Annotated in this window: 12 protein-coding genes; 7 read left to right on the top strand and 5 right to left on the bottom strand. The window is 64.2% G+C overall.

Features of this window, described 5'->3' with window-relative positions:
• Nucleotides 1-18: 18 nt before the first annotated feature.
• The 7 genes from NGR_RS08635 (at nt 19) to NGR_RS08605 (ending at nt 7,455) form a co-directional block, all read left to right on the top strand.
• Entirely contained in the window at nt 19-1,167 is a 1,149-nt protein-coding gene (locus NGR_RS08635) for a Gfo/Idh/MocA family protein (RefSeq protein ID WP_015887870.1), read from the top strand.
• A 3-nt stretch (nt 1,168-1,170) separates the two neighbouring features.
• Nucleotides 1,171-2,334 (top strand): dihydrodipicolinate synthase family protein, encoded by a 1,164-nt coding sequence (locus NGR_RS08630; protein WP_015887869.1) that lies wholly within the window; start codon nt 1,171-1,173, stop codon nt 2,332-2,334.
• A gap of 9 nt (nt 2,335-2,343) precedes the next feature.
• Nucleotides 2,344-3,759, top strand: coding sequence for an enolase C-terminal domain-like protein (locus tag NGR_RS08625; RefSeq protein ID WP_015887868.1), 1,416 nt, complete (start codon nt 2,344-2,346; stop codon nt 3,757-3,759).
• Between the two features lie 21 nt (nt 3,760-3,780).
• Nucleotides 3,781-4,605 carry a sugar phosphate isomerase/epimerase family protein gene (locus tag NGR_RS08620; protein WP_015887867.1) on the top strand — a complete coding sequence of 275 codons (825 nt, stop codon included), beginning with the start codon at nt 3,781-3,783 and terminating at the stop codon, nt 4,603-4,605.
• A gap of 164 nt (nt 4,606-4,769) precedes the next feature.
• A complete protein-coding gene (locus NGR_RS08615) occupies nt 4,770-6,074 on the top strand; it encodes a Gfo/Idh/MocA family protein (protein ID WP_015887866.1) in 1,305 nt (434 codons plus the stop codon).
• 114 nt (nt 6,075-6,188) lie between these two features.
• Entirely contained in the window at nt 6,189-6,971 is a 783-nt protein-coding gene (locus tag NGR_RS08610) for an intradiol ring-cleavage dioxygenase (RefSeq protein ID WP_015887865.1), read from the top strand.
• Between the two features lie 175 nt (nt 6,972-7,146).
• Complete coding sequence (locus tag NGR_RS08605) at nt 7,147-7,455, top strand: hypothetical protein (protein ID WP_015887864.1); 309 nt, start codon at nt 7,147-7,149, stop codon at nt 7,453-7,455.
• A 193-nt stretch (nt 7,456-7,648) separates the two neighbouring features.
• On the opposite strand, the gene NGR_RS08600 is transcribed toward NGR_RS08605, so the two are convergent.
• From NGR_RS08600 to NGR_RS08580, 5 genes are all read right to left on the bottom strand, one after another.
• Nucleotides 7,649-8,146: a DUF995 domain-containing protein gene (locus NGR_RS08600; protein WP_015887863.1), complete on the bottom strand. Its 498-nt coding sequence runs from the start codon at nt 8,144-8,146 to the stop codon at nt 7,649-7,651.
• A 31-nt stretch (nt 8,147-8,177) separates the two neighbouring features.
• Nucleotides 8,178-9,116: a glycoside hydrolase family 26 protein gene (locus NGR_RS08595; RefSeq protein ID WP_032490813.1), complete on the bottom strand. Its 939-nt coding sequence runs from the start codon at nt 9,114-9,116 to the stop codon at nt 8,178-8,180.
• A gap of 89 nt (nt 9,117-9,205) precedes the next feature.
• On the bottom strand, nt 9,206-11,059 hold the full coding sequence (locus NGR_RS08590) for a glycosyltransferase family 2 protein (RefSeq protein WP_015887861.1): 1,854 nt from the start codon (nt 11,057-11,059) through the stop codon (nt 9,206-9,208).
• The gene (galE, locus tag NGR_RS08585; RefSeq protein ID WP_015887860.1) at nt 11,059-12,042 is read right to left on the bottom strand and encodes a UDP-glucose 4-epimerase GalE; all 984 of its coding nucleotides are present in this window, start codon (nt 12,040-12,042) and stop codon (nt 11,059-11,061) included. Before galE ends, NGR_RS08590 begins: the two co-directional genes overlap by 1 nt.
• The gene (locus NGR_RS08580) at nt 12,042-13,082 is read right to left on the bottom strand and encodes a UDP-glucuronic acid decarboxylase family protein (RefSeq protein ID WP_015887859.1); all 1,041 of its coding nucleotides are present in this window, start codon (nt 13,080-13,082) and stop codon (nt 12,042-12,044) included. The genes galE and NGR_RS08580 overlap by 1 nt, the downstream gene beginning before the upstream one ends.
• Nucleotides 13,083-13,358: the final 276 nt, after the last annotated feature.

The following is a 13,358-nucleotide window of genomic DNA, read 5'->3' as shown; positions in this document are numbered from 1 at the left end:
TGTCAGGGAGGAGATCGCATGCCACGTTTGGGGATAATTCTGCACGGCGTCACCGGCCGGATGGGCTACAACCAGCATCTGGTGCGCTCGATCCTGGCCATTCGCGACCAGGGCGGCATCACGCTCAAGTCCGGCGAACGGCTGGAGATCGATCCGATCATCGTCGGACGCAACCGCGACAAGATGGAAGAGCTGGCGAAGCGCCACAACATTGCCCGTTGGTCGACGGACCTCGACGCCGCGCTGGCCGACCCGAAGGACCAGATCTTCTTCGATGCCGGCACGACGCTGATGCGCGCCGAACTGATCGGCAAGGCCTTGGAGGCCGGCAAGCATGTCTATTGCGAGAAGCCGATCTCCGACGATCTGAAGATCGCCGTCAAGCTGGCCCGAAAGGCACGCGCCTCCGGACTGAAGCACGGCGTGGTGCAGGACAAACTGTTCTTGCCCGGCCTGCGCAAGCTGGCGATGCTCAGGGATTCCGGCTTTTTCGGAAAGATCCTCTCGGTGCGCGGCGAGTTCGGCTATTGGGTCTTTGAAGGCGACTGGGGCGTGCCGGCGCAGCGGCCCTCCTGGAACTACCGCAAGAACGACGGCGGCGGCATCATCCTCGATATGCTCTGCCACTGGCGCTACGTGCTCGACAATCTGTTCGGGGAGGTCAAGTCCGTCTCCTGCCTTGGCGCCACCCATGTCCCTCGCCGCGTCGACGAAGAGGGCCGCACCTATGATTGCGACACCGACGATGCGGCCTATGCCACTTTCGAGCTCGAAGGGGGGGTGATCGCGCAGATCAATTCCTCCTGGACGGTCCGGGTGCGCCGCGACGATCTCGTCACCTTCCAGGTCGACGGGACGCACGGCTCGGCGGTCGCCGGCCTGACGAAATGCTGGACCCAGCACCGCGTCAACACGCCGAAGCCGGTCTGGAACCCCGACCAACCGCAGACCATCGATTTCTATAAGACCTGGGACGAGGTGCCGGACACGCAGCTCTTCGACAACGGCTTCAAGGCCCAGTGGGAGATGTTCCTGCGTCATGTCGCCGAGGACGCGCCCTGGCCATACGGCCTCGAAGCCGGCGCCAAGGGCGTGCAGCTTGCCGAACTCGGCCTCAAGTCCTGGGCCGAGCGCCGCTGGCTCGATGTTCCGGAACTGGAGTTCTGAGTCATGGCAAGCATCGATCTCCCCCTCGAAGGCAGGCTTGCCCGGTATGAGCTCACCGGCCGGCCGGTTCCGCTCAGGAAGCGAGAGGCGGCCGCCTTTCCGCGGGTCGCATACGCCGCGGCGCATGTGGTCGCCGATACGCTCGCCGACAACGATCCGTGGCTGACGCCGGCGATCGACTGGGAGCGAACACTCGCCTTCCGACATCGCCTCTGGGACCTCGGGCTCGGGGTTGCCGAAGCGATGGACACCGCCCAGCGCGGCATGGGGCTTGGCTGGCCGGAGGCGCGCGAGCTCATCCGCCGGGCGCTCGCCGAAGCGCGCGGCCGCCCCGGCGCGCTGATCGCCTGCGGCGCCGGCACCGACCATCTGGTGCCCGGTCCTGAGGTGACGGTCGACGACATCATCAGGGCCTATGAGAGCCAGATCGAGACGATCGAAGCCGAAGGCGGACGGATCATCCTGATGGCGAGCCGGGCGCTCGCCGCGGCCGCCAGGAGCCCGGACGACTATGCCCGCGTCTACTATCGGGTTCTCTCGCAGGTAAAGGCGCCGGTTATCATCCATTGGCTCGGCGAGATGTTCGATCCGGCGCTTGAAGGCTATTGGGGCAATGCCGACCATAGGGAGGCGATGAAGACCTGCCTGACCGTCATCGAGGCGCATGCCGAAAAGGTCGACGGCATCAAGATCTCGCTCCTTTCGAAGGAGAAGGAGATCGTCATGCGGCGGCAATTGCCTGAGGGCGTGCGCATGTATACCGGCGACGACTTCAACTATGCAGAACTGATCGCCGGCGACGAGGAGGGCCATTCGGACGCGCTGCTCGGCATCTTCGATGCGATCGCGCCGGTGGCTTCGGCGGCGCTGGAGGCGCTGGGCAAGGGGCGGAGCGGGGAATTCTTCGAACTGCTCGAACCGACCGTGCCGCTGTCGCGGCATATCTTCAAGGCGCCGACGCGCTTCTACAAAACCGGCGTCGTCTTTCTCGCCTATCTGAACGGCTTGCAGGATCATTTCGTGATGATCGGCGGTCAGCAGAGCACCCGCTCGCTCGCTCACTTGGCCGAACTCTTCCGGCTGGCGGACAGGGCCGGGGCTCTCGCCGATCCCGAACTCGCGACGGCGCGCATGAAGCGCGTGCTTGCCGTCCATGGCGTCGCGTGAGGCGCGGCCATGACGGAAGCCCCTCGCATCAGGCTCCTTGAAGCGGACTTCTTCGAGCGGCCGGTCGATTTCCGCTTTCCCTTCCGCTTCGGCGCGGCGCGCGTCGAGCGCGCCCCGCAGGCCTTCGTGCGGGTGCGGGTCGAGGATGAACGCGGCCGGTCGGCCGTCGGCTGGTCGGCCGAGATGATGATGCCGAAATGGTTCGACAAGAACCCGGCACTGTCGCCCGAGGACAATGTCGGGCAGCTCCGGACGTCGCTTCGTCTGGCGATCGAAGGGTTGCAGTCGCTCAAGGCGGACACTCCGTTCGGCCTGCATGCCGCTGCCGAGGCGAATCATCATTGGGCGGCGGCAAGACATGGCCTGCCCGCACTTGTGGCTTCCTACGGGCTGGCGCTCGTCGACCGCGCCATCATCGATGCGCTCTGCCGGATGATGGGCGTCAGCGCTGTCGAAGCGATCACGGGCAATCTGCTCGGGGTCACCGACACCACCGCGCCCGACCTAGCCGGCTTCGATCTCACCCGCTTCCTGTCGCGGCTGGCGCCCGAGCCCAACCTTGCCGTCCGCCACACGATCGGCCTTGCGGATACCTTGACTGCCTCCGAATTGGATTCCGCGCAACGGCTGGAGGATGGGCTGCCGCAGAGGCTGGACCAGGTGATCGCCGCCTATGGCCACCGCTTCTTCAAGATCAAGGTCTCCGGGCGCCCTGCCGAAGATACCGAGCGGCTGGTCGCGATCGCCGCGGTGCTCGATCGGCTTGTCGAAGACTATCGGGTGACGCTCGACGGCAACGAGCAGTTCGAAAGCGGCGATGGCGTCGGCGACCTTCTCGAGCGGATCGAGAAAGAGCCCCGCCTGCAACGGTTGCGGGCGTCAATGCTGTTCTTCGAGCAGCCGATTGCGCGCGCGGAGGCGCTGTCGAAATCGGTCGCGGCGATCGCCGAGCGGCTGCCGCTCGAGATCGACGAGTCCGATGGCGACGTCGGATCCTTCCTGCGGGCCCGCGAACTCGGCTATGCCGGCATCTCGTCGAAGTCCTGCAAGGGCTTCTATCGGTCGCTGATCAATCGCGCCCGTGTCGAGAAATGGAACGGCGAGGCGGGGAGTGCCCGCTATTTCATGTCCGCCGAGGACCTGACGACGCAGGCCGGCCTTGGCCTTCAGCAGGACCTCGTCCTGGCAGCTTTTATCGGCGCCGGGCATATCGAGCGCAACGGCCACCACTATGTCGACGGCATGGGCCGGGCACCGATGGCGGAACAGGCCGCCTATCTCGCCGCCCATGGCGATCTTTACGAGGACGCCGCCGGGCGGGCCCGTCTGGCGATTTGCAACGGCGACATCACCTTTGCATCCGTCTTGCGCGCGACTGGCCTCGGCTCCTCGGTCGAGCCGGACTGGGCGTCACTGGCAGGCTGACCAAACCGGGAGGAGAACACCATGCAGGTCGAGGGCCTTTCCATCAATCTGGCGACGATCCGCGAACAATGCGGCTTTGCCGAAGCCGTGGATGTCTGCCTGAAGCACGGAATCACCGCGATCGCGCCCTGGCGCGACCAGGTGGCGGCGATCGGTCTCGGCGAGGCGGTCCGCATCGTCCGCGCCAACGGGCTGAAGCTGACCGGCCTCTGCCGCGGCGGCTTCTTTCCGGCGGCGGATGCCGCCGGGCGGGAGAAGGCGCTCGACGACAACAGGCGCGCGATCGACGAAGCGGCGGCACTTGGCGCCGATTGCCTGGTGCTCGTCGTCGGTGGCCTGCCCGACGGCTCCCGGGACATCGATCGGGCCCGCCGAATGGTCGAGGAGGGGATCGACGCCGTGCTGCCGCATGCGCGCGCGACAGGCGTGCCGCTGGCGATCGAGCCGCTCCATCCGATGTATGCGGCCGACCGGGCCTGCGTGAACACGCTCGGCCAGGCGCTCGATATCTGTGACGCGGTCGGACCGGGCGTCGGCGTCGCGATCGACGTCTACCATGTCTGGTGGGATCCCGATCTCGCCAACCAGATCGCCCGGGCCGGCCGGATGAAGGCGATCCTCGCGCATCACATCTGCGACTGGCTGGTCCCGACCAGGGATATGCTGACCGATCGCGGCATGATGGGCGACGGCGTCATCGACCTCAAGGGTATCCGGCGTCACGTCGAGGCAGCGGGCTTCTTTGGGGCGCAGGAGGTCGAGATCTTCTCTGCCGAGAACTGGTGGAAACGGCCGGCCGAGGAGGTGATCGCCACCTGCGTCGAGCGCTTTCGAACCTGCTGCTGAGAAGATTCAACTCGGCTATAATGATTACAAGTAAGGCATCAATTCGCATGGCTGTTGGTTGACTTTCGTGAGGATCGATCGGTAACAATGTATTTTATCTTTACATGTTGCTCTTCTTTTGCCGCCGGATGCGCGGCGCCACTCCAGACAGGATTGCGTGAGAGATGATGGATGACAAACGTCGTTTTGCGCTGGTCGGCACCGGCAACCGCGGCACCACCATGTGGGGGGAGGACCTGCTCGCCGGTTGGCGCGGCTTCGTCGATCTCGTCGCCATCGCCGACACCAATGCGTTGCGGGCGGAGCGGGCCCGCACGATGATCGCCAGCAACGCGCCCATCTATGGCGATGTCGACACGATGCTCACCGAAACGCAGCCGGACCTGGTAATCGTCTGCACCCCGGATGACACCCATGACGATATCGTCGTCAAGGCGCTCGAATCCGGCGCCGACGTCATCACCGAGAAGCCGATGGCGACGACGGTCGAGAAGATCCGCCGCATTCTCGATGCGGAAAAGCGCACCGGGCGGCGGGTCGACGTGTCCTTCAACTATCGCTTTGCGCCGACGGCGGCGCGCATCAAGGAACTCATCGATGCCGGCGAAATCGGCCGCGTCACCTCGGTCGACTTCCACTGGTATCTCGACACCCACCACGGCGCCGACTATTTCCGCCGCTGGCACGCCTATACGGACCGCTCCGGCAGCCTCTTCGTCCACAAGGCGACCCATCACTTCGACCTCCTGAACTGGTATCTCGACAGCGAGCCGGACACGGTCAGCGCCTTTGCAGATCTGCAGATGTACGGGCGCAAGGGGCCGTTCCGCGGCCCACGCTGCAAGCTCTGTCCCCACAAGGCAAGCTGCGATTTCTACATCGATATCGGAGCCGATCCGTTCCTCGACGCGCTCTACGAGCAGCCCGCGGAGATCGACGGCTATTTCCGCGACGGCTGCGTCTTTCGCGAGGACATCGACATTCCCGACACGATGGTCGCCAACATCCGCTACCGTAACAATGTCCACGTCTCCTATTCGCTGAACACCTTCCAGCCGATCGAGGGCCACCACATCGCCTTCAACGGCACGAAGGGCCGGATCGAGCTGCGCCAATACGAGGACCAGCCCTGGGAGACGCCGCCGGAAGACGTCATCCTGCTGGTGCGCAACTTCCCGAAGGGGCAGCCGGCCGTCGAGCATATCAAGGTGCCGCATTCCTCGGGCGGGCACTACGGCGGCGACGACCGCATGCGCAACATGATCTTCAAGCCCGGCATCGCCGACCCGCTCGGACAGCGGGCCGGCGCGCGGGCAGGCGCCCTTTCGGTTCTCTGCGGCATCGCGGCGCTTCAGAGCGCGCAAAGCGGCAAGGTCGTGCGGCTTGCCGATCTGATGCCGGACCTTTTCGAGGCGCCGTCCGCGCCGAGGATTGCGGCGCAATCCTCCGCCTCCGGCGGCCGCCGTTGATGTACTTGGGAGAGTTGCAGCTTCGTTTCGCATATTACAAAAGCGTAACTTCGGTTCGAGATCGGATTGCGCTATCGGTCGGTTCGCACCTCGTCCCGTAAATGGAGCGCCGCGATGGCCATGAAACGAAGAACCATCATTCTCGGCGGCGGCGCGCTGCTGGCCGGAGCCGGCGCCGTCTTCGTGGCGCGCGGCAGCGGTAGCGGTGCGCCGATTTCGCGCCGCAGCTTCGACTGGAAGGCGTCCGACTTCCGCTCCGGCGGAACGGCCGGGGTCTCCGGCGACTTGCCGGAGCCGATCTTCCGCGCCGAGCCGCAATGCGTCGCGACGCTCGCCCAGACGCTCGGTCCCTGCCATACCAGCGATGTGCCGATCCGTAGCGACGTGACCGACGGCGTGACGGGGCTGCCGACCCGCATCAGCCTTCGCCTGGTCGAAGCCGCGACCTGCAAACCGGTCGACGGCGCCGATGTCGAGATCTGGCATGCGGACGCGCGCGGTATCTATTCCGGCGAGGCGGCGGCGATGTGCAATGCGGACGATTCGGCGGCCAGAGCCACCAGCTTCCTGCGCGGCCGGCAGATCAGCGATGCCGATGGCGTCGTCAGTTTTTTGAGCATCTATCCGGGCTGGTATCCGAGCCGGGCCGTCCATATACATCTGCGCGCTCTGCTGGGCGACCGCGAACTGCTCGTCAGCCAGCTTCTCTTCGACGACGCCTTGAGCGATCTCGTCTATCAGGGGCACCCGGATTATGCGGCGCGTCCAGTGCGCGCCACCATGAACGGCGGCGATACGGTGTTCTCCTCGAGCGATGCGGCGCGCTTCATCTTCGATTTCGAAAAGCTCGAAGGTGGGGTGCTGCAGGCGAGCTATACGATCGGCATCGCGGCCTGATTTTCAGAGCTGGGCTCACGAAGGAAGACAGCGATATGGCCTCGGCGGCTGCGGTCGCCGAAGGTGCGCGACCGGTTTTCCGGCGGATCGCTCGAGTTGTAAGTAATTTCTGCACGGCGACTTAAAGCCTCGCCGATACCGTGCTCCCCCATAAGGTTGGAGGGGAGTTCGAGTTGTGAACGCGCAAGGGAAGATTTCGCGAGGGTCATACGGCAGCCGCGGCAAGATGGCGTGCTCCGCACTTGCCGTCCTTCTGGCCGCCAGCCTAGCAGGGTGCTCGGCCACGACGGACAAGAGCATCAAGACCGCTTCGCTGACGAAGCAGGTCGGCTACGCGCTGCCGGAGAAGAAACCCGCCGGGATCAAGCGGGTCGCCGTCACCCAGAGGACGGTCAAGCTGGCGGGCGCCACCTATCTCGGCCGTGCCCCCTATATCTGCACACCAAGCGGGTTCGGAAGGACATCCAGCTGTTTCGCAAGATAAGGGGTGGAGTTGCGCGCCGAGGCCGGGGCTCATCTGCGGAGCCGTATTTTGCGTCGGCTTCGGGGATGCGCAACTCCTGCTGCATGTTTCCTTAGATCGTCGCCGATTTAAGGATAAGGACATGCAGCATTCAAAGTGCTGCAGCGACCTTTGTGCGTCCGAAGGACGGACGCAGGGCCGCTCATGGCGAGGGTTACTCACCGATCCTGGTCTGGATCGCGCCCAGCCGGGCGCTCACATAATTGCCGCGCCGCAGCTTGGCGAATTCGTCGCCCGCCCGCGTCCGCCCATGCTTGAATACGTACCACTGGCCGTCCGGCTCGCGCTTCTGGTAGATGACGTTGCCCCGCTTTCGGTGGCTGAAGCAGGTGGTCGCGGGTGCTGAACCGTCCCTGGCGTGCCAATCGGCCTTGAAGCAAAGCCTCCCGGGTTCCGTGATGAACCACCGGCCGACGCCGTAGGAGGGTTTGCCGTTCTCCTTAGACCAGGCGGTGAAGCGGCGTTCGCGAACGGAGAAATAGCCGGCGCCGGCCTTCCAGATCCAGGATTTCTGGCCATAGAGCGCATGGATTTCGCCGGCGGTCAGAGGCGTGGTCTTCGCAGTCCCCCGACGCGCTTCGGCGGTCGATGCAGCGGCCCCGATGCTGCCGGCGAGGGTGGCGGCCAGAAGCAATAGGCGGAATGTCGTCATCTGATGATTTCCTTTAAAAAATGCATTTCAATCAATCGGTTGGTTCCTGCACGACGCGCCAGTCCGGCCGGCCGTAGCCATCCGGCCAGTCATAGATCTCGCGATCGTTGAAGTAGACGACGGCGGTAAGCGCCGGGAACTCGGCATGCCGTTTCGCCACGCTTTCGGCCCAGCTGCGCACATAGGCGGCATCGCCTTCATAGCCAAGCTCGGCGACCATGATCGGCTTGCCGTAGTGCTTGACGCGCCCGTAGCCGGGCGTCAGTCGCTCGACAAAGGTCTGGTCGCGGCCGACCTTGTCCCGATCGTATTGCTGGAGGCCGAAGATCGAGAGGCCGATGATGTCGACGACGTCGTCGCCGGGATAGAAGGCGTCGAGCCCCTCGTTGCCCTTGGGCGACCACATGAACTTCGCGGATTTCAGATGCGTGCGGCACACTTTTACCATCCGGCGAAAGGCCGCGGCGAAATCCTTGCCCTGCCAATGCGCCCAGGAGAACTGGTTGTCCGTCTCGTCCATTTCCTGGCCCCAGCGGATGAGGACCGGGCTCTTGAGGGTGGCCGCGGTTGAACAGACCGCGGCCATGTTCCGGTCCCGCTCGCCGCCGAGGATGCTTTTGAGCAGACCTTCTGACGACAGGCGCCATTCGGGCGACCAGGACCAGGGCTCGATCGTGATCATCAGGGTGCGGCCGCGGGCGTGGGCGTAGTCGTCGGCAATGTTCAGCGTGGTGAGATCGACGTCTTCCCAGGGCAGGAAGAGATGCTCGATCCTGGACGCCGACGGTTCCGCGAAGTCGCCATGCGGATCGTAGGCGCCGAAGTCGATCGATTCCTTGGTGAGGATCGGCCGCTTCTGCACGGTTTCCGTTGAATTTCCGGCAAGGCCGGGAATGCTCGCCGCCAGCACGGCGCCCGAAAACATCAGGCCGGCCATTGCGAGGGCGATTGTCTTTGATGCTCTGTCCATCCTGCGTCTCCGAATGCGGTCGTGGTACGCGCTTTCCAACTTCACTTGGACTGAGCCGGGATGCGGTGCGGGGATCGCCCTTTTCATCGTCACTCCTCCGCCTGCGGCGCGTCGGTCGGAAGAAAGATCCATCGCGGCCGGAACACGGTCTTGCGCGAGGTCGCGCCGCCGGCCCCCGCCACCGTGTAGCGTTCCTCGAAGAGGCGCAGGTGATCCGATCCCCAGGAGAGCGCTTCGAGACTGTCCTTGCCGTGCTCGGCGGTGGCGATCCCCGGCAAGGCGATGAGCGACAGCAGCCCGGCCGCCATGGCCGGACGATAGAAGCGGGGTATCGCGGCAAGCCTGTTCTCCCATTCGTGCCGGAGAACGATGACGACCAGGAGCAGGCCGTAGATCGCCGCATTCATGATCGAGAACAGATAGAAGCCCTTGGCTTCGCCGACATCGTCGATCAGGAGGACCGGAAGCACGGCCGCCAGCGCGAGGCCGGCATAGGGTAGGAGGACCCTCAGGGGCAGCGGGTCCACTTCCGACGTGCCCTTCGGGGTGACACGGAAATCCACGAAGGAACCAGTCAGCCAGTCGCGGATTGCAGCCAGGGTCCCGGCCAGTGCCCAGGGCCAGCGGGCGAAGAGGAAGAGCGTGCATTCCCAGCTCAGGATCTTCGCGTCATAGGGACGGAAGGTCCCGGTTGCTCGCCAGCGATAGGCCATCAGGATGAGGACGATCGAAAGCGGTGCGAAATGCGCCAGGAAATCGGGATAGCTGACGGCGACAAGGCTTTCGGCGCGGCCGAGCGCCAGGAGCGGCATCGCGAACATCAGCGCCATGAAGAACGCAAAGAGCGGATACCAGAGCTGCGAGAACAGGAACTGGAATTTGAGGCGGAGCGGCAGCCGGCCGACGAGGCGGGGCGAGTACTGCAGCAGCAGCATGACCAGGCTGCGCGACCACTGGAATTCCTGGGTCACCAGGTCGCCAAAGGTGCACGGCCCGTCGCCATGGGCGATCGCCTCGAGGGCATGGACGCCGCGCCAGCCGGCGGCATTCATCATCAGGGTCGTCGAATGGTCCTCCGCGAGCTCGGGGCCGAGGCCGCCGATCTCCTTCAGGGCCGCCGTGCGGACAGCGTAATGCGAGCCGATGCAGAGCGGTGCCAGGCCGCCGTTGTAGCCGGCCTGCAGCGCGCCGTGCATGCTCGCCTCGGCATGGAGCCGGCCCCGCGCCGCCCAGCTCTCACTGGCATTCCTGTCGCAGATGCTCGGCGCCGAAACGTAGCCCACCTTCGGATCGGCAAAGGGACGCAGCATCTCGAAGAGATAGCCTGGCTCCGGAACATGGTCGGCGTCGAGCTGGGCGACGAAGTCGTAACGATCGTAACCGTAGTGATCGTAGAAGAAGGCGAGGTTGCCTTCCTTGCAGCGGGTACGCCGCGGCCAGGACGTGCGGTGGTAGTCGGCACACCCCTTGCGGGTCGAAACGAAGACGCCATGCCTCTCGCACCAGTCGAGCGTTGCGGGAGAAGGATCTTCGTCGGCGAGCCAGGTGTCGTGCGGCACATACTGGGCGAGCATCGCCTCCAGCGTCTCGGCAACGACGGCAAAGGGTTCGGAGGGTGCCTTGGTGACGACCATTGCGACGCGGCTTTCAGCCGGCAGCCGCAACGGGCCGTTCGGCTTCCTGGCGCGATAGAAGACGGCGATGAAATAGCCCGGCAGCAGCGTAATCCAGGCGAGCACCGCCGTCACCGTGAGGCTCCCGAAGAGGTCCCGGTGATGGCCGGGATCCAGCCACCAGGCCCAGAACCAGGCGAGTGCGGCGAGCCAGGCGGTCGCCCCGACAAGATATTCGACCCGGCGGTATCCGGTGAGCACCGGCACGAGCAGCGGCCCGTCGACCGCATGGTCGAGGCCTGCGCCGTCGCGGTTCACGGAGCGGATCATCAGCGGGCCTCCAGTCCGAAGAAGGGGGCAGCGGTACGCACGATGGTCTCGAGATCGGAATAGAGCGGCGAGAAGCCCAGCACCTCGCGGGCAAGCCTCGCATCGGCATAGAGGACCGGCGGGTCGCCGGCCCGGCGGGGGCGGATCGCCACCGGCACATCCCGGCCGGTGACCGCACCGACGGCGCTGAGCACCTCCCGGACCGAGAAGCCGCGGCCGGACCCGAGGTTGAGGGCGAGGTTCGCGCCGCCCTCTGCAAGAAGCCGGTAGGCCAGCACATGCGCCTGCGCGAGGTCCGCGACATGAATGTAGTCACGCACGCAGGTGCCGTCAGCCGTATCGTAGTCGTCGCCGAAGACCTCGAGCTTGCCGATCCGGCCGGCGGCCGCCATCAGCGCGCGCGGAATGAGATGCGTCTCGGGGTCGTGCCATTCGCCGAGGTCGCCTTCCGGGTCGGCTCCGCAGGCGTTGAAATAGCGCAGCGCCACATAGGAGAGGCCGAAAGCCGCCGCGTAGTCGGACAGCATGCGTTCGGCGATCAGCTTCGTCCTGCCATAGGGATTGATCGGTTCCTGCCGCGTCGCCTCGTCGATCGGCAGCGCGGCCGGTACGCCATAGGTGGCGCAGCTCGACGAGAAGATCACCTTCCCAAGCCCCGTCCGCCGGCACGCATCGAGTAGCGACAAGGTTCCGCAGACATTGTTGTGGTAGTACTTTGCCGGGTCGGCGACGGATTCGCCGACATAGGCAGACGCGGCGAAATGGATTACCGCGTCCGGCGCATAGTGCTCGATGACCTCGATGAGATGAGCCGAGTCGAGGATATCGCCCTCGATGAACGGCCCCCAGCGCACCGACGAGCGGTTGCCGGTCGTTAGATTGTCATAGGTAACCGGCTCGAGGCCCTCCAGACGAAGAAGTTTTGCGGTATGGCTGCCGATATAGCCGGCGCCGCCGGTTACCAGGATGCGGGGCGTGTCCATCAGGCGACCTCCGGGAGTGTGTTCGACTGCGTGAGAAGCGCATCGAAATGGTCGATCGTGTGCATCAGGCCGGCGGTGAGCTCGACCCTGGGACGCCAGCCGAGCTCCCGTTCGGCAAGCGAGATATCCGGGCGGCGCTGACGCGGGTCATCGACCGGCAGGGGCCGCTGCACGATTTTCGATCGCGAGCCGGTGAGTTCGATCACCTGCTCGGCGAGCTCGACGATCGTGAATTCGCCGGGATTGCCCAGATTGATCGGAGCGGTCAGCGACGCCGGCGAGGCCATCAGACGAACAAAGCCGTCTATCAGATCGTCGACGAAACAGAAGGAGCGGGTCTGCGAACCGTCGCCGTAGACCGTGATGTCTTCTCCCTTGAGCGCCTGGACGATGAAGTTCGAGACGACCCGGCCGTCATCCGGGCGCATCCGTGGACCATAGGTATTGAAGATGCGGACCACCTTGATCTCGACCTGCCGAGTCTTGTGAAAATCGAAGAACAGGGACTCCGCACAGCGCTTGCCTTCGTCGTAGCAGGAGCGCGGGCCGAAGGGATTGACGTTGCCCCAGTAGCTCTCCACCTGCGGATGGACCTGCGGATCGCCGTAGATCTCCGATGTCGAGGCCTGCAGGATGCGTGCGTCGTAGCGTGCCGCCAACTCAAGCATGTTGAGGGAACCCAGCACGCAGGTCTTCGTCGTTTGGATGGGATCGGCCTGGTAGTGCGGCGGCGATGCCGGGCAGGCCAGGTTGTAGATTTCGTCGACCTCGACATCGAGAGGTTCGACGATGTCGTGGGCGATCAGATGGAAGCCGTCATAGCGCATCAGAGGCTCGACGTTGCGGCGCAACCCGGTCGAAAAATTGTCGGCGCAGATGACCTGGTGTCCTGCCTTAAGAAGCAGGGCGCAAAGATGTGACCCCAGGAAACCTGCGCCGCCAGTGACCAGAACCCGCTTTGGGCTCTCCGATTGCTGAAATACTTTATCTTCGCAAACCGATATTTCAAAATTTCCATCGAAATTTCTCGGGTATTCCATCAATATCCCCAAAAACAATTGACTGAACTGCGAAAGATGTATTCCAAATGGACAATATAAATAGGTAATTTAAATTATACTCAATCAAGATACGTTCAACGCTTTTACGCAATACTTGGCGTTGACTATGGGTGTATCATTACAGTCGCTCGGGGCGATTGTCATTATCGTGCGATCCCGATAGTTATCGCGCCGTGCATTTCTACCAAAAATGGCGTAGAACTAAGCTCTGCTAAGTGCTGAGCGGGCTCTGCACGACGCCATATATCGATGCGG

Source organism: Sinorhizobium fredii NGR234 (genome assembly GCF_000018545.1).
Classification (GTDB): domain Bacteria; phylum Pseudomonadota; class Alphaproteobacteria; order Rhizobiales; family Rhizobiaceae; genus Sinorhizobium; species Sinorhizobium fredii_A.
Note: the sequence above shows the minus strand (reverse complement) of the source record. Positions and strands in the feature narration are given on the sequence as shown.